The organism is Citrobacter sp. RHBSTW-00599 (assembly GCF_013784065.1).
Classification (GTDB): Bacteria; Pseudomonadota; Gammaproteobacteria; order Enterobacterales; family Enterobacteriaceae; genus Citrobacter; species Citrobacter braakii.
Window position 1 is genome coordinate 895,694 of record NZ_CP056717.1, and the last position, 16,726, is coordinate 912,419.

Consider the following 16,726-nt stretch of genomic DNA (forward strand, 5'->3'; position numbering starts at 1 on the left):
CATGTCTGTAATTAAGATGACCGATCTGGATCTGGCTGGTAAACGCGTTTTTATCCGTGCGGACCTGAACGTACCAGTTAAAGAAGGGAAAGTAACCAGCGATGCGCGTATCCGTGCTTCCCTGCCGACCATCGAACTGGCCCTGAAACAGGGTGCTAAAGTGATGGTAACTTCCCACCTGGGTCGTCCTACCGAAGGCGAGTACAACGAAGAATTCTCTCTGCTGCCGGTTGTTAACTACCTGAAAGACAAACTGTCTGCTCCGGTTCGCCTGGTAAAAGATTACCTGGACGGCGTTGAAGTCGCTGCCGGTGAACTGGTTGTTCTGGAAAACGTTCGCTTCAACAAAGGCGAGAAGAAAGACGACGAAGCACTGTCCAAAAAATACGCTGCGCTGTGCGACGTATTCGTAATGGACGCTTTCGGTACCGCTCACCGTGCGCAGGCTTCTACCCACGGTATCGGTAAATTCGCCGACGTAGCTTGCGCTGGTCCGCTGCTGGCTGCTGAGCTGGACGCGCTGGGTAAAGCGCTGAAAGAACCTGCTCGTCCGATGGTGGCTATCGTTGGTGGTTCTAAAGTTTCTACCAAACTGACCGTTCTGGACTCTCTGTCAAAAATCGCTGACCAGCTGATCGTTGGTGGTGGTATCGCGAACACCTTCGTTGCTGCTCAAGGCCACAACGTCGGCAAATCCCTGTACGAAGCTGACCTGGTTGATGAAGCTAAGCGTCTGCTGACGACTTGCGATATCCCGGTCCCGACTGACGTTCGCGTAGCGACTGAATTCTCTGAAACTGCACCGGCTACGCTTAAATCCGTTAGCGATGTAAAAGAAGACGAGCAGATCCTGGATATCGGCGACGCTTCTGCACAGCAGCTGGCTGACATTCTGAAGAATGCGAAAACCATTCTGTGGAACGGCCCGGTTGGCGTGTTCGAATTCCCGAACTTCCGCAAAGGTACTGAAATCGTTGCTAATGCTATCGCAGACAGCGAAGCATTCTCTATCGCAGGCGGCGGTGATACCCTGGCAGCAATCGACCTGTTCGGCATTGCTGACAAAATCTCCTACATCTCTACTGGCGGCGGCGCATTCCTCGAATTCGTGGAAGGCAAAGTACTGCCAGCAGTAGCCATGCTCGAAGAGCGTGCTAAAAAGTAAGACATTGATGGGCAGGGAAACCTGCCCAATTATTAGCGCGCTGTCGAGCGCGCCCTCTTTCCAAGGCCGAAGATACAGGACTCGCAACATGTCTAAAATTTTTGATTTCGTAAAACCAGGCGTAATCACTGGTGATGACGTACAGAAAGTTTTCCAGGTAGCTAAAGAAAACAACTTTGCTCTGCCAGCTGTTAACTGCGTTGGTACCGACTCCATCAACGCCGTTCTGGAAACCGCTGCAAAAGTTAAAGCGCCGGTAATCGTCCAGTTCTCCAACGGTGGTGCTTCTTTCATCGCGGGTAAAGGCGTGAAGTCTGACGTTCCTCAGGGCGCTGCAATCCTGGGTGCGATCTCTGGTGCGCATCACGTTCACCAGATGGCTGAACACTATGGTGTTCCGGTTATCCTGCACACTGACCACTGCGCGAAGAAACTGCTGCCGTGGATCGACGGTCTGCTGGACGCGGGTGAAAAACACTTCGCAGCAACAGGCAAACCGCTGTTCTCTTCTCACATGATCGACCTGTCTGAAGAGTCTCTGGAAGAGAACATCGAAATCTGCTCCAAATACCTGGCGCGCATGTCCAAAATGGGCATGACTCTGGAAATCGAACTGGGTTGCACCGGTGGCGAAGAAGACGGCGTGGACAACAGCCACATGGACGCTTCTGCACTGTACACCCAACCGGAAGACGTTGACTACGCATACACCGAGCTGAGCAAAATCAGCCCGCGTTTCACCATCGCAGCGTCCTTCGGTAACGTACACGGCGTTTACAAGCCGGGTAACGTAGTTCTGACCCCGACCATCCTGCGCGACTCTCAGGACTATGTTTCTAAGAAACATAACCTGCCGCATAACAGCCTGAACTTCGTCTTCCACGGCGGTTCCGGTTCTACTGCTCAGGAAATCAAAGATTCCGTAAGCTACGGCGTAGTGAAAATGAACATCGACACCGATACCCAATGGGCTACCTGGGAAGGCGTTCTGAACTACTACAAAGCAAACGAAGCTTACCTGCAGGGTCAGTTGGGCAACCCGAAAGGCGAAGATCAGCCGAACAAGAAATACTACGATCCGCGCGTATGGCTGCGTGCTGGTCAGGCAACCATGATCACCCGTCTGGAACAGGCTTTCAAAGAACTGAACGCGGTTGACGTTCTGTAATTCCGTCTGCGGACAGTAAAAATGGCTTCCTTTGGGAAGCCATTTTTTTTACTGCATAACGCAGGTTCCTTTTTCACCCGCCAGGACCTGCGGCGCATCCTTCAGGGCGCCGATAAATGCTGCGTTTCCGGTCTGTTTGACAAACTGTATCACCGCCGCCGCTTTCGGGCCCATTGCACCGTCAGGCGCGGCAAACGGCGCCAGCTCTTCTGGTGTGACATGTCGTAGCGCACGCGCCTGGGGGGTTCCCCAGTTTTCATACACGGCATCGGCGTCCGTCAGGATCAGCAGGTGGTCAGCGTTAATGGATTGCGCCAGCACGGCAGCGGTCAAATCCTTATCAATGACGGCTTCGGTTCCCTGATAGCCATCGCCTTGCGCAATGACCGGAATACCACCACCGCCACAGCAAATCACCATGTGTCCCGCATCCATCAACGTGCAGATGGCATCACTGTCGAGAATTTTTAGCGGTGTCGGGGAGGGAACCACGCGGCGAATATATTGCCCATCCGCTTTCATCTGCCAGCCATAGCGTTCTTCCAGCTCTGTCTGTTGATCCGGCTGGTAGACGGGGCCGATATATTTACCGGGGGTTGAGAAAGCGTCATCCTGCGGATCGACCTCAACGCGGGTCATCAGCGTCGTCACGGGCGCGTTACCCGTGGATGACGCCAGCGCCTGGGCAATGGCAAAACCGATCATCCCCTGACTTTCCGCAACCAGAATGTCCAGCGGCCAGGCCGGGGACTCTTTGTAAGCCGCGTTCTGTAGCGCCAGCAGACCAACCTGAGGACCGTTGCCATGAACAATGACCAGTTGATAATCACGGGCTAATTCGGATGCCATTTCGGCAAATACCTGAATACTACGCTGCTGGTTTTCTGCACTCAAAATTTCTCCGCGCTGTAATAAGGCATTGCCGCCAAGCGCAATGACAATCTTCTTTTTCATTAATGACCTCATTGTGAAAAATATCTCGTGGTCAACATAGCGTTTTATCGCTTTTATTATGTGATAAGGTCGACAACTCAAATACCTGTAAAAATATCTCGATAATTAATGATGTTTTCTGTCTCTTTATTTAAATTGCTTTGAAAGTGATTATTAGACTTTTTTTAATAATGTTGCGGCCAGTTCCCAGGAATTTATAACAATGGATTTTGTGTGATTTTGTTCAAATGAAATGAATTTTTACCCCGATATGGTAGACGCAGTTAAAACATCAAACCTCACGTATCCTGTCAGATAACATGAGGTATTCAGCGGTAATGATTACCGGGAGATTAATTATGTCTGGTTCATATGAAGTGGCTGAGGCCACAAAGAAAAGAGGAATACCGGCCTGGTGGGTCACCGTTTTTCTGTTCTGGCTGGGATGGATTTTTATGTATGCCGACCGCACGGTGCTCAATCCGGTGATGGGCGAATTAGAAAAAGAATTTGGCTTAAGCGGCACACAATTGGGTATTCTTAATTCTGTGTTCTATTTTTCTTACGCATTACTTCAGGTACCTGCCGGAATTCTGGGTGACAAAATTGGTAAGAAAAAGGTGCTGGTTCCGGGGTTTATTCTTTTTGGTGTTTTCACCGCGGTAACCGGCTGGGCAAAAAGTTGGTACACCCTGCTGTTTGCCCGCGTGGTGACGGGGGCGGGTGAAGGAACCTATTATGGTCCGCAATACGGTCTTTCCTCTGAGCAGATCCCGAAGAAGTACCGCTCTCTTGGCAGCGCAATCATCAACAGCGGTATGGCTTTTGGTATTGCGCTGGGGCTGATGACCTCAAGCTGGCTGGTATACGATCAGGGATATTCATGGCGGATGCCATTCTATGCGATGGCGGTTCCATCCGTGCTGGTTGGGGTGGCTATCTGGCTATTTGTGAAAGAGAAGAAACGTACTGCCGACGCCGATGGCGCGCCGGTTAAAAAGGGTAAATTCAGCGATCTGCTGAAAAACCGTAATTTAATTATCACCTATATTATGGTGTTCTGTAGCCTGTTCGGTTTCTTCGTTATCCTGACCTGGCTTCCCTATTATCTGCAAAATGAACGGGGTATCGCTGGCAGCGAAACCGGATTTATCTCTTCGCTGGTGGCCTGGATTTCCATTCCTGGGGCGCTGCTATTCTCCAGCCTGTCTGACAAATTAGGCAAGCGTAAACCTTTAATTATGTTCCTGGTGCCGGTCGCGATTATCAGCATGTTGTCAATTATTTGGATGCCGAATATGACAGGTGTTATCACTGCGCTGTGTGTCTATGGTCTGGTGGGTAAACTGGCGCTGGATCCGGTACTGGTTGCCTTGGTAGCCGACAGCGTGGATGAAAATAATTACAGCACCGCATTTGGCTTATTTAATTTTATTGGCATGAGTTCATCCATTCTGGCACCGATTATTGCCGGGGCTGCACGTGATATGACCGGAAGCCTGGCTTCCAGTTTCTATGTTTCAGCCGTACTGCTGGCTATTGGTTTATTCGCAATGCTGTTTTTAAAAGAACAACGCACATAAAGAGGTAGTGGTAATGATTTACGCCTTTATTAAAAAGGGAAGTTTTCAGGATTCCGTCAGCCTGATGATCATTTCCCGAAAACTCAGTGAGCGCCCGGAAGTTGATCAGGTTTCGGTCATGATGGGAACACCAGCCAATAAATCGATGCTGGATTCCACAGGGTTCTGGCACGACGACTTTGCCGATGCCACGCCAAATGATATTTGTGTGGCGGTCAGAACCGAAGGTGAGCAGCCTGAGATCCTGGATTTGATTCGTGAGCAACTGGAGAAAGAGCTAAGCGCGATCGCCAACGCGTCGGGGAGTTCACATCATCTGGTGAAAGCTCGCCGCTTCGAAAGCGCGTGCCAGAAATTACCTCAGGCCAATCTTCTGCTGGTCTCCGTCGCCGGAGAATATGCCGCATCTGTTGCCAGAGAGGGGTTGCAGGCCAATAAAAACGTCATGTTGTTTTCCGATAACGTACCGCTGGAGCAGGAAGTTGAGCTGAAAACCATGGCACGCGAGCGCGGGCTGATCGTCATGGGGCCAGACTGCGGTACGGCGATGATTGCCGGAAGCCCATTAGCTTTTGCCAACGTCCTGCCTGAAGGCGGGATTGGCGTGATTGGCGCGTCAGGCACCGGTATTCAGGAAATTACCTCGCAGATTGCGCTGCATCAGCAGGGCATTAGCCATGCGATTGGCCTGGGGGGACGTGACCTGAGCGCTGACGTGGGCGGTATCAGCGCATTGACCGCGCTGGAGATGCTGGCTGCGGATGATGCCACGCGGGTAATGGCTTTTGTCTCCAAGCCGCCGTCTCCGCAGGTGCGAACCCGCATTATTGCTGCGATGCAAAAGGTGGGGAAACCGGTTGTCGCGCTGTTTCTGGGCAGCAAGCCGGAGCAGCGTCGCGAAGGAAACGTCTGGCTGGCGAATTCACTTTCTGATGCCGCGCGGCTGGCGGTGCTGCTGATGCGCGTGGCGCAGCAGAGACGGGCTCAGCCGGAAGTGGCAGGCAAAGGGATTTACGGTCTGTATGCCGGGGGGACGCTGGCCGCGGAAGCCGCCATGCTGCTCTCAGCGGGGCTGGGGGTTCCCGTGAGTGAAAGCCACGACCAGGGCGTGATGCTGGACGCCGGTGGTCATCGTATTGTCGACCTCGGGGACGACAGCTACACCCTGGGCAGACCGCATCCGATGATTGACCCAACCACCCGCAGCATTGAAATCGAAAAACTGGCCGCGTTTCCGGATGTAGGGGTACTGCTGCTGGATGTCGTACTGGGCTATGGCGCCTGCGCCGATCCAGCGGGGGCGGTTGTTGAGGCGGTAGATCAAGTGCGCGCCAAACGCACTGCGCCGCTGGTGGTGATTGCTACTCTGACCGGAACCGAGGGCGATCCGCAGGGCCGCAGCGAGCAGGAAGAGAAACTCCGTGAAGCCGGGGTTGCCGTGGTAGAAACCCTCGAAGAGGCGGTACTGCTCGCCGTTAGCCTGACGCATCACCAGAATCACAATATTCCACAGACGCATAGCGCGCTTCTTGCGGGCGTACAGGTTATCAACGCCGGATTGCGCAGCTTCGCGCTGGATCTGCAAAGTAGCGGTACGCCGGTTGTGCATTATCAGTGGGCGCCTGTTGCCGGTGGCAACGCCCGTCTTGCCAGCTTACTCAAACAGTTACATTAAGTTCAGAGGTACGGATATGTATTCATCTATTGCACAGGCCAACGAAGCCATTATCGAACGAATTAAAGCTGCACGCCCCCACTGGGTTGCCGTGCGTCCTGCAAAAGAAGCGGTGGCCGAATTATCTTCTGGACGCAAATTACTGCACGCTGGTCCGCCGATTGCCTGGGGAGAGATGACTGGCCCAATGCGCGGAGCCTGTATTGGCGCATCGCTGTTTGAAGGCTGGGCGGTCACGGAGGAAGATGCCCTGCGGATGCTGGAGCAGGGAGAGGTCGAGTTTATTCCTTGCCACCACGTTGGCGCGGTCGGTCCGATGGGTGGTATTACGTCCGCCAATATGCCGGTGCTGGTCGTGCGTGATATCGTCCACGGCAATCAGGCCTGCTGCAACCTCAATGAGGGGATCGGCAAAGTGATGCGCTTTGGCGCTTACGGCGATGACGTGCAGAAACGTCTGCGCTGGATGCGTGATACGCTGGCGCCGGTATTGCAGGAAGCGCTCTCGCAGATGGAAAACGGCGTCGATCTGACGGCACTGATGGCGCAGGCTATCACGATGGGCGATGAGTTCCACCAACGTAATATTGCGGCCTCTTCTCTGCTGCTACGCACGCTTTCTCCGGTGATTGCCGGACTGGCGCGTCCGAAGGCGGAAATCATTGAGGTGTTGCAATTCCTGAGCGTCACCGACCAGTTCTTCCTTAACCTGGCAATGGCCTACAGTAAAGCCGTTATGGATGCGGCGGCGGAAATTAAAGCAGGTTCTGTGGTGACCGCCATGACGCGTAACGGCCGTGATTTCGGTATTCGCGTGAGCGGCACAGGCGATCGTTGGTTTACCGCGCCGGTGAACACGCCGCAGGGGCTGTTCTTTACCGGCTATAGCCAGACTGATGCCAATCCGGATATCGGCGACAGTGCCATCACGGAAACGCTGGGGATTGGCGGTGCTGCGATGATCGCCGCACCGGGCGTAACGCGCTTCGTTGGCGCGGGTGGCATGGGGGCTGCGCTGGAGACATCGGAAGAGATGGCGGAGATCTATCTTGCCAACAGTCCGCTGTTCCAGATCCCGTCATGGGATTTCAAAGGGGCATGTCTGGGGCTGGATATCCGTCGCGTCGTGGAAACGGGGATTACGCCGCTGATTAACACCGGTATTGCTCACAAGGATGCGGGGATCGGCCAGGTGGGGGCAGGCACCGTTCGCGCACCGCTGCTCTGTTTTGAAAAAGCGCTTGAAGCGTTGGCGGAACTGCATCACATCACGGCATAACAACGTTGCCGGAAGGCGACGCAGTTGCGTTTTATCCGGCCTGCGAATGAGTTCATTCCGTAGGCCGGCTCGGGCGCTCTCCCTGCCATCCAGTGTCCTGGAGTGTATCGATGGTGACGATTAAGGCATTAGCCAACGCGGGTTTTTATCGACTTCCCGATGGCGAATGGAGGTTGCACAGCCGCTTCTCGCAGGCGATTAATTTTTGCCGTCCTGACGGCGAGCTGTTGACGCTGTTTCGCTACGGAAAGGGGATGGGACCGACGGGCATGCTGCTGAGCACCACACAGTTTTCCCGCGTGGCGCATATTGAACGACTTATCAAACAGGGGAGCATCCTGCGGGGACAGGGTATAGCGCTTTGCTCGCGTCGCACACTCCGGATGTCGCTGGATCCTGCCGTACTTGCCCCTGTCGATCTCTCTTTTTGCACTCAACACAGTGGTCTTTCCGGAGCGCTGAATCAGCCACTCAATACGATGTTGCACTACCCTGAAATCATTGAGCAACTTGAGTGCTGGCATCGTGGCGTGACGCCTGACTGGCGCTGGCTGATCGGATACGGCCCAGGACTGACGCCCAGCGGCGATGATATGCTGACGGGGATGCTGGCTGTGCTGTATGCTGCGGGGCTTTCTGCCAAATTGCGCTATTTTTTACCCCCGACGGAGCAACTTGTGCCGCTCACCACGTCAGTAAGCTGTAGCTATCTGAACAGCGCCAGAGTGGGCGAATTTTCAACGCCGCTACAGAAGGTGATACGTGGTTTACAGTCCGGACGCGATCCGCATTCTGCAATCAGACGCCTGCTTGCTGTCGGGCACTCCTCGGGGGCGGACATATTGCTGGGAATCGCGATAGCGCAACGGTGGTTACAGGTGGTCGACTCAAGGGGAACGCATGCTCGATCAGGAAACAATACGCACTTTTATTCGGGTTGCACAGACGGAGAGTTTTTCCCGCGCGGCCAGCTCCCTGCATAAAACGCCCGCGGCGATTAGCTATCGCATTAAAACGCTGGAAGAGCAGGTGGGGACGCAGCTCTTTTTACGTACAACCCGCTCCGTCAGTCTGACGCTAGCCGGACAACATCTGCTTGAGCATTGTCGACAGTGGCTTAACTGGCTGGATGCAATGCCGGACGAGCTTCAGCAGATCAACGCGGGCGTTGAACGGCAGGTGAACATCGTTATCAACAATCTGCTGTACCAGCCGCAGACCACGGCAGATTTACTGACCTGGCTGCACCAACAATTTCCCTTCACCCGATTTCAAATTTCCCGACAGGTCTATATGGGCGTGTGGGATTCGCTACTGTATGACGATTTCCAATTGGCGATTGGCGTCACCGGATCGGAATCGCTCTCCAATAATATCTCTCTGTTGCCGCTGGGAGATATCAGTTGGCGGTTTGTGGTAGCGCAAAATCACCCGCTGGCCAGCCATCCAGTGCCGGTACTGTCAGACGATATGCTGCGCCGCTATCCGGCTATCAATATTGAAGATACCTCGCGTACGCTTACGCGCCGCGTCGCCTGGCTGCTTAGCGGGCAAAAGGAGATCAAAGTGCCGGATCTCAGCACTAAGCTGGCCTGTCATTTAAGCGGGCTTGGCGTCGGCTTTTTACCCGAGCGGATGTGTCGTCCTTATGTTGAATCCGGGGCACTGGTTGCCCGTGAGGTGATTAATCCGCGCCAGCCATCGCCGCTCTCGATTGCCTGGAAGAATGCGGGCAGCGGAAAGGTGGTCAGTGAAATTGCGGACATTTTTAAGCAAAAAGATTCGCTGGTGAGTGGGTTCCTGCGGATGGTCGATCGACCGGCGGAGAACTGAGTTTACGGCGGTTTTTTAAGGGATCATGTTGAAAAAATGGCAGATTCGGTCTTTTTTGTTTACCTTTAATAGGGTGTTTTCGTGAGATTGATCTCGTAATTTTTTTGACATGCTCAAGGAATATTGAATGGAAGATTTGAATGTTGTCGACAGCATAAACGGTGCGGGCACCTGGCTGGTCCGCAATCAGGAGCTACTGTTGAGCTATGCCGTCAACATCGTTGCGGCCATCGCGATTGTCATTATCGGTATGATCGTGGCGCGTATCGTATCAAACACCGTTAACCGCCTGATGCTGGCGCGTAAAATTGATGCCACCGTTGCCGACTTCCTTTCTGCACTGGTGCGCTACGGTATTATCGCTTTCACGCTGATTGCCGCGCTGGGTCGCGTTGGGGTGCAAACTGCCTCCGTGATCGCCGTTCTCGGTGCCGCAGGTTTAGCTGTCGGTCTGGCACTGCAAGGGTCGCTGTCCAACCTCGCCGCAGGCGTGCTGCTGGTGATGTTCCGTCCGTTCCGCGCGGGTGAATATGTAGACCTTGGCGGCGTTGCGGGAACCGTGCTTAACGTGCAGATTTTCTCCACAACTATGCGTACCGTAGACGGTAAGATTGTGGTGATCCCAAACGGTAAAATCATTGCCGGGAACATCATTAATTTCTCTCGCGAGCCGGTCCGTCGTAACGAATTTATTATCGGCGTGGCCTACGACTCCGATATCGATCTGGTGAAAAAAATCCTCACTGATATCATCCAGTCTGAAGATCGCATCCTAAAAGACCGTGAAATGACGGTACGCCTGAATGAGTTGGGCGCTTCCTCGATTAATTTCGTCGTACGTGTCTGGAGTAACAGCAGCGATCTGCAAAGCGTCTACTGGGATGTACTGGAGCGTATTAAGCGCGAGTTTGACGCCAACGGTATCAGCTTCCCGTACCCGCAGATGGATGTGAACTTTAAACGCGTGAAAGAGAACGCGACCGAGTAACTTCAGCTAAAAACGCCCGCCAGAGAGAGGCGGGCGTTGATTTATCTCGTCTTGTTAAGAATTGCGCTGACACCCTGCATCAGCTCGCCAACATCGTTTATTCCTTTACTTTCCTGTTGGGCAATCCATTCGGCCTGAACGTGCTGATAACCGGTAGCGGCTTGCCACGCATTCAGCTCGCTGTTGCTCAGGTAGTGAACGTGTGCGCCCTCTTTTGCCATCTTTTTCGCCATTGCGGTCAGGCTTGCGTCCTGCACTGCGCCAATACGTTTTTGCGTCATGGCGGCGGCCCGATTGATGGCTGCGCGATCTTTCACGTCCAGGCTATCCCAGACGTCTTTATTCATCACCAGAAGATAAACGTGTCCGAGCCAGAGCGAAGGGGAGAGCTGAATATAGGGGGCCGCCCGCTGGGCATGGATATCATCTCCGCTGTCGAGGTTAACCATCAGGCCGTCAAGCTGTCCGGTTTGAAGCGCATCGGTAATTTTTTCATTCCATGGCATGCTGACCGGCACGCCGCCTGCGTTGCGTAAAAATGATTGATGCCAAAAGCTGGCGGTCCGCCATTGGCTTGCATTCAGCTGTGCCAAATCGACGTTCGGCTTGGTAGTAAAAAATCCAACCGGATAGCCGAGGAAAAACTGAAGATTCACCAGATTGTTGTTTTCCAGCTCGCGACCAAACTGGCGATACTCGCGGAAAATCCGCTGAAAGGCGTTAACCTGCGCTTCACCACGACCCGGTCCGAGGGGGAAGCTCTTAAAAATCTGGTGTCGCGGCAGTTGTTCGGGCGTGTACTCAGGGACCACGATCCCCATATCCGCCACGCTGCCCTGGCCGATCGTTTTTAAGGCGTCATAGCTGGTGGACAGCTCGCCGTTCCAGTGAGCGTCGATTTTCAAACGTCCAAGCGACTCTTGTTCGATCGCACGAAAAAAAGTCTCTTTTATGAGCCGGGTACGCATGTTGCCATATGGCTCGTGATCGGTATAGCGCAGCGTTCTGTCTGCGCTGGCGACAGTGGGCCACAAACTGGTAACTATCAGCGAGGCACAGAAGAGAAAAATGTTCGCGTTATGCTTCATACCCATTCCTTTGGTATAGACAGATTTATCTTTCAGCATACCCCGGGTAACGCACAATCGCTATTGTCAGAGACTGAATATGGAGGGGAGTGTGCGCGGTATTATTAATAATGCTAATTACTGATTAATATTATCCATTTCCTCTAATGAATCCCGCGCAGTATAGTCTGCCCACAAGACAATTATGTGAGATGTTTTACATGTTATCCTACTATTTTCAAGGGCTTGCGCTTGGTGCAGCCATGATACTTCCGCTTGGTCCACAAAATGCCTTCGTAATGAATCAGGGGATCCGTCGTCAGTATCACATCATGATTGCTTTACTCTGCGCCATCAGCGATTTAGTGCTGATTTGCGCGGGTATCTTCGGCGGTAGCGCCTTGCTGATGCAGTCGCCATGGCTGATGGCGCTGGTCACCTGGGGCGGGGTCGCATTTTTACTCTGGTACGGATTCGGTGCGCTAAAAACGGCGATGAGCAGTAATCTGGAACTGGCCAGCGCCGAGGTGATGAAGCAGGGGCGCTGGAAAATCATCGCCACTATGCTGGCGGTGACATGGCTCAACCCACATGTTTACCTGGATACCTTTGTGGTGCTCGGGAGTCTGGGGGGACAACTGGACGTTGAGCCTAAACGCTGGTTTGCACTGGGAACCGTCAGCGCTTCGTTCCTGTGGTTCTTCGGTCTGGCATTGCTGGCGGCCTGGCTGGCACCGTGTCTGCGAACTGCGAAAGCACAGCGCATCATCAATACGCTGGTAGGATTAGTGATGTGGTTTATCGCTTTTCAGTTGGCAAAAGAAGGTGTTGCGCACGTTCAAGCGCTGTTCAACTAAGTGTTGTCTGATGGACAACGCAGCGAGATCGGCTAAGCTTGCCTGCATGTGCCCTGAGTTTTGGGGTAATTAATGAAACATGGAGGAACGACCGTGAAGTTCAAAATAATGGCCCTGGCGGCATTAGTCGGATTCAGCGCACTATCGGTACAGGCAAATGAGTTGCCAAATGGACCGCACATCGTGACTTCCGGAACGGCAAGCGTAGATGCAACACCAGACATCGCCACCCTGGCGATTGAAGTGAACGTTGCTGCAAAGGATGCGGCTTCCGCGAAGAAGCAGGCCGATGAGCGCGTGGCGCAATATCTGTCTTTCCTTGAACAGAACCAGATAGCGAAGAAAGACATTAGCGCTGCAAACTTGCGTACGCAGCCGGACTACGACTACCAGAACGGCAAAAGCATCCTCAAAGGTTATCGTGCAGTGCGCACCGTTGAAGTCACGCTGCGTCAGTTGGACAAACTCAACGCTCTGCTTGATGGCGCGCTGAAGGCCGGTCTGAATGAGATTCGTTCGGTATCGCTGGGCGTTGCCCAGCCGGATGCTTACAAAGACAAGGCGCGTAAAGCGGCGATTGATGATGCTGTTCATCAGGCTGAACAGCTGGCCGCGGGCTTTAATAGCAAACTGGGTCCCGTTTACAGTGTGCGTTACCACGTTTCCAATTATCAACCGAGCCCGATGGTACGGATGATGAAAGCAGATGCAGCGCCTGCAACCTCCGCTCAGGAAACCTACGAACAGCCGGTTATTCAGTTTGACGATCAGGTTGATGTCGTCTTCCAGATTGAGCCTACAGTAACCAATAAGTAGTCTTGATATAGGCGTAAGTCGCCATCCGGCAAGTTTTTAGCCTGATGGCGATGCTTACGCGTCTCATCAGGCCGACAAAATATTCCAGCCGGTTTTTCTGTGAGCAACTGTAAAAATGAGACCTCACATTCAGTCTTTTTTTTCGTGGTAATGAGGATAGGCCATAGCGATTTTTAAGGGGACGCTATGGATATTTTTATCTCGAAAAAGATGCGTAATTTCATTCTGCTGGCGCAAACCAATAACATCGCCAGAGCGGCAGAAAAAATACATATGACCGCATCGCCTTTCGGTAAAAGCATTGCTGCACTGGAAGATCAAATCGGCTATACGCTGTTTACCCGTAAAGATAACAACATCAGCCTGAATAAAGCCGGACAGGAGCTGTATCAGAAGCTGTTTCCCGTCTACCAGCGCCTCTCTGCCATTGATAATGAAATCCATAACGCCTCTTGTCGCTCGCGGGAAATCGTCATCGGTATCGATAATACTTATCCAACGATTATTTTTGACCAGTTGATTAGCCTTGGCGATAAATATGACGGCGTTACGGCCCAGGCCGTTGAATTCAGTGAGAATGGGGTGATTGATAATCTGTTCGACCGCAAACTTGATTTCATTATCTCGCCGCAGCACGTTTCTCCCCGCGTACAGGAGTTGGAAAATCTGGCGATCAGCGAACTGCCTCCGCTACGTCTGGGGTTTCTCGTTTCCCGGCGCTACGAAGAGAAACAGCCGCAGGATCTGCTGCGCGAGCTACCCTGGCTGCAAATGCGCTTCCAGAATCGCGCCAACTTTGAGGCGATGCTGGATGCTTATATGCGGCCCTGTGGGATCAATCCGACGATTATCTACCGTCCGTACAGCTTTATGGCCAAGATTAGCGCGGTGGAGCGCGGGCAGTTTTTGACGGTGATCCCTCATTTTGCCTGGCGGCTGGTGAATCCGTCGACGCTAAAGTATTTCGACGCGCCCGGCAGCCCCATGTATATGCAGGAGTTTCTCTATTCTCTGAAAAATCATCGCTATACCGGCACCATGCTCCAGCATATTGCTGAAGATCGTGACGGTACGGCAAGTTAACCGAGCATCGATCCTGTCTCGAGAAGGTTGCGATGCAGATCGAACGCATGGCTGAGATCGTGATGGATATGCCCGCCGGGCGCTTTTTCCAGATAGCGGTGCAGGTAGTCCCGGTAAAGGGGATGCGCACAGTTATCGATAATCGTGTGCGCCCGCTGCATCGGAGATAACCCACGCAGATCGGCAATCCCTTGTTCGGTCACGATCACTTTAACGCTATGTTCGCTGTGGTCGACATGGCTGCACATCGGCACGATGGTTGAGATTTTCCCGCCTTTGGCAATCGACGGCGCCATAAAGATAGACAGGTAGGCGTTGCGCTCGAAGTCCCCGCTGCCGCCGATCCCGTTCATCAGGTTCACGCCCGCAACGTGCGTGGAATTGGCATGGCCGTAGATATCAAACTCAAGCCCAACGTTGAGCGCAATTACCCCCAGCCGACGGATGATTTCCGGGTTATTGGAGATCTCCTGCGGGCGCAGCACAATTCGGCTGGCGAAGAAGTCCATATTGTCGTAAATCTTCTGTAGCGACGGGGCTGAGATGGTCAGGCTGGAGGCGCTGGCACCGGTGATCTTGCCCGTTTCCAGCAGATGCACCACCGATTCCTGTAACACCTCTGAATACATCATAAAGGGCGGGATATCTGGATTCTCTCCCAGTCGCGCCATTACCGCGTTATTGATATTGCCCACGCCGCTTTGTAAGGGCAGAAACTCTGCTGGAATGCGTTTGTGCGCCATTTCTGCCAGTAGGAAAGTGACGACGTTATCGGCAATTTGTTGGCTGACCGGATTGGTTTTATCCGACACATTCCCGGCATCGGGCAGCTCGGTATCCACCACCGCGACCACTTTCCTGGGGTCTATCTGCACGCACTGACTGCCCACGCGATCCATGGTATGAAATATGGGCACGCTGTTACGCCGCGGCGGTGCGCCGGGTATTACGATGTCGGCAAACTCAGCCACGCGTGGATTATGGTAATGATTCAACTCGATAATCACCTTTTTCGCCCGCAGCAGCCAGGTGGGTGCATTGCCAATACCGCTGGAAAGCCAAATCCGGCCATCCGGCGCAATGGCGGAAGCTTCAATGACGGCAACATCGATATCGCCAAAAAAGCCGTAATTAACCATCTGCGCGACTTCGCTCAAATGGAGATCGACAAACCTCACCTGGCCCTGGTTAATTTTCTCGCGCAGGCCAGATGAGGTTTGATAAGGCGCACGCCAGGAAACGGCATCCGCCGCGGATAGTGCATCATCAGCGGCGGCGCCAATTGACGCCCCGGTCAGCAGGCGGATCTGAAAAGGCTGCCCGTTCTGATGCCGTTCGCAGGCGCGTTGGGCAATTGCGGTGGGTAACGCTTTTGGCGAACCCGCGGGGGTAAAGCCGCTGAACGCCACCATATCATCGTGCTGGATAATTTCTGCCGCCTGTTCGGCGCTCATCCGTTTCATGGCCGTCTCCTTCGTCGGACGTGATTAATGGCCAACAAAATTAGGTTTACGTTTTTCCATAAACGCGTTCATCCCTTCCTGATAATCCTCGCTGTCATACACCGCGCGGCGCATGCCCTGAATGCGCTCGAATTCGTCAGAGTTCATGGTGTGTGCTTCGCCCAACACGCGCAGTTCTTCTTTGATGACGGCGATTGCCAGCGGCGCTTTTTCCGAGATGTGATGCGCCATTTGCAGGGTGAAATCTTCCAGTTCCTCGGTTGGAACGACATGGTTGAGGATCCCGACCGCCATGGCGCGTTGAGCTGTGATGGGCGAGGCGGTAAAAATCAGCTCCTTAACGATGTGAAAACCAGCGTCGCGGGTCAGGTTGTGGATGCCCACCAGGTTATAGGGCACGCCGAGGTTGACCGGGGTCATGGAGAAGGTAGACGTACTGGCTGCGATGATCAGATCGGAACTCATGATCATCTCAAACGCGCCGCCCCAGACGCTGCCTTCAACCATGGAGATCACCGGCTTCGGATATTTTTGGATCATACGAGTTATCTGACGCAGCGGATCGTCATAAGAGAGCGGATCGCGACGTCCGGTGGGGAGTTCATGAATATCATGCCCGGCAGAGAACACTTTGGCCCCGCTCGGGGCGCGCAGAATGATGCAGCGAATGTCCGGACGATTGAGGTCGTTCAGCGCCTGCATCAGATCGTCAATAAACACTTTGCTCAGGGCATTGAGCTTGCGGGCGTAATTGAACTCAATGACCGCGACTTTCTGGATGATGACCACGTTGACGTATTGATAAGACATAATGTT

The 16,726-nt window shown here is 53.3% G+C and carries 15 protein-coding genes; 11 read left to right on the forward strand and 4 right to left on the reverse strand.

Going from position 1 to position 16,726, the window contains the following annotated elements; genetic code table 11:
* Nucleotide 1: 1 nt before the first annotated feature.
* A complete protein-coding gene (gene pgk, locus HV243_RS04325) occupies nucleotides 2-1,165 on the forward strand; it encodes a phosphoglycerate kinase (RefSeq protein ID WP_003027032.1) in 1,164 nt (387 codons plus the stop codon).
* Between the two features lie 88 nt (nucleotides 1,166-1,253).
* The gene (gene fbaA, locus HV243_RS04330) at nucleotides 1,254-2,333 is read left to right on the forward strand and encodes a class II fructose-bisphosphate aldolase (RefSeq protein WP_003027029.1); all 1,080 of its coding nucleotides are present in this window, start codon (nucleotides 1,254-1,256) and stop codon (nucleotides 2,331-2,333) included.
* Between the two features lie 48 nt (nucleotides 2,334-2,381).
* On the opposite strand, the gene HV243_RS04335 is transcribed toward fbaA, so the two are convergent.
* Nucleotides 2,382-3,287, reverse strand: a complete 906-nt coding sequence (locus HV243_RS04335) for a carbamate kinase (protein WP_016154378.1) — start codon at nucleotides 3,285-3,287, stop codon at nucleotides 2,382-2,384.
* 338 nt (nucleotides 3,288-3,625) lie between these two features.
* Here HV243_RS04335 and HV243_RS04340 point away from each other — a divergent pair, with 338 nt between their 5' ends.
* From HV243_RS04340 to HV243_RS04365, 6 genes are all read left to right on the forward strand, one after another.
* The gene (locus tag HV243_RS04340; RefSeq protein ID WP_016157430.1) at nucleotides 3,626-4,849 is read left to right on the forward strand and encodes an MFS transporter; all 1,224 of its coding nucleotides are present in this window, start codon (nucleotides 3,626-3,628) and stop codon (nucleotides 4,847-4,849) included.
* 13 nt (nucleotides 4,850-4,862) lie between these two features.
* A complete protein-coding gene (locus HV243_RS04345; RefSeq protein WP_047357832.1) occupies nucleotides 4,863-6,524 on the forward strand; it encodes an acyl-CoA synthetase FdrA in 1,662 nt (553 codons plus the stop codon).
* A 16-nt stretch (nucleotides 6,525-6,540) separates the two neighbouring features.
* Nucleotides 6,541-7,803 carry a DUF1116 domain-containing protein gene (locus HV243_RS04350; RefSeq protein ID WP_047357831.1) on the forward strand — a complete coding sequence of 421 codons (1,263 nt, stop codon included), beginning with the start codon at nucleotides 6,541-6,543 and terminating at the stop codon, nucleotides 7,801-7,803.
* Nucleotides 7,804-7,913: 110 nt separating this feature from the next.
* The gene (locus HV243_RS04355; RefSeq protein ID WP_053389408.1) at nucleotides 7,914-8,786 is read left to right on the forward strand and encodes a DUF2877 domain-containing protein; all 873 of its coding nucleotides are present in this window, start codon (nucleotides 7,914-7,916) and stop codon (nucleotides 8,784-8,786) included.
* Nucleotides 8,704-9,636, forward strand: a complete 933-nt coding sequence (gene allS / locus HV243_RS04360) for an HTH-type transcriptional activator AllS (protein ID WP_032931810.1) — start codon at nucleotides 8,704-8,706, stop codon at nucleotides 9,634-9,636. Before HV243_RS04355 ends, allS begins: the two co-directional genes overlap by 83 nt.
* A gap of 127 nt (nucleotides 9,637-9,763) precedes the next feature.
* Nucleotides 9,764-10,624 (forward strand): small-conductance mechanosensitive channel MscS, encoded by an 861-nt coding sequence (locus tag HV243_RS04365; RefSeq protein WP_053389407.1) that lies wholly within the window; start codon nucleotides 9,764-9,766, stop codon nucleotides 10,622-10,624.
* Nucleotides 10,625-10,665: 41 nt separating this feature from the next.
* On the opposite strand, the gene dctP is transcribed toward HV243_RS04365, so the two are convergent.
* Nucleotides 10,666-11,712 carry a TRAP transporter substrate-binding protein DctP gene (gene dctP / locus HV243_RS04370; protein WP_053389417.1) on the reverse strand — a complete coding sequence of 349 codons (1,047 nt, stop codon included), beginning with the start codon at nucleotides 11,710-11,712 and terminating at the stop codon, nucleotides 10,666-10,668.
* 200 nt (nucleotides 11,713-11,912) lie between these two features.
* On the opposite strand from dctP, the gene argO reads away from it, so the two are divergent.
* From argO to HV243_RS04385, 3 genes are all read left to right on the forward strand, one after another.
* Nucleotides 11,913-12,548 carry an arginine exporter ArgO gene (gene argO / locus HV243_RS04375; RefSeq protein WP_053389416.1) on the forward strand — a complete coding sequence of 212 codons (636 nt, stop codon included), beginning with the start codon at nucleotides 11,913-11,915 and terminating at the stop codon, nucleotides 12,546-12,548.
* Nucleotides 12,549-12,641: 93 nt separating this feature from the next.
* Entirely contained in the window at nucleotides 12,642-13,364 is a 723-nt protein-coding gene (locus tag HV243_RS04380; RefSeq protein ID WP_029139653.1) for an oxidative stress defense protein, read from the forward strand.
* A 186-nt stretch (nucleotides 13,365-13,550) separates the two neighbouring features.
* Nucleotides 13,551-14,447, forward strand: coding sequence for a LysR family transcriptional regulator (locus tag HV243_RS04385; RefSeq protein ID WP_046274941.1), 897 nt, complete (start codon nucleotides 13,551-13,553; stop codon nucleotides 14,445-14,447).
* Here HV243_RS04385 and HV243_RS04390 read toward each other — a convergent pair.
* Nucleotides 14,444-15,910, reverse strand: a complete 1,467-nt coding sequence (locus HV243_RS04390; RefSeq protein WP_053389406.1) for an acetyl-CoA hydrolase/transferase family protein — start codon at nucleotides 15,908-15,910, stop codon at nucleotides 14,444-14,446. The two genes, HV243_RS04385 and HV243_RS04390, sit on opposite strands and share 4 nt — an antisense overlap.
* 24 nt (nucleotides 15,911-15,934) lie before the next feature.
* Nucleotides 15,935-16,720, reverse strand: a complete 786-nt coding sequence (scpB, locus tag HV243_RS04395) for a methylmalonyl-CoA decarboxylase (protein WP_016154367.1) — start codon at nucleotides 16,718-16,720, stop codon at nucleotides 15,935-15,937.
* Nucleotides 16,721-16,726: the final 6 nt, after the last annotated feature.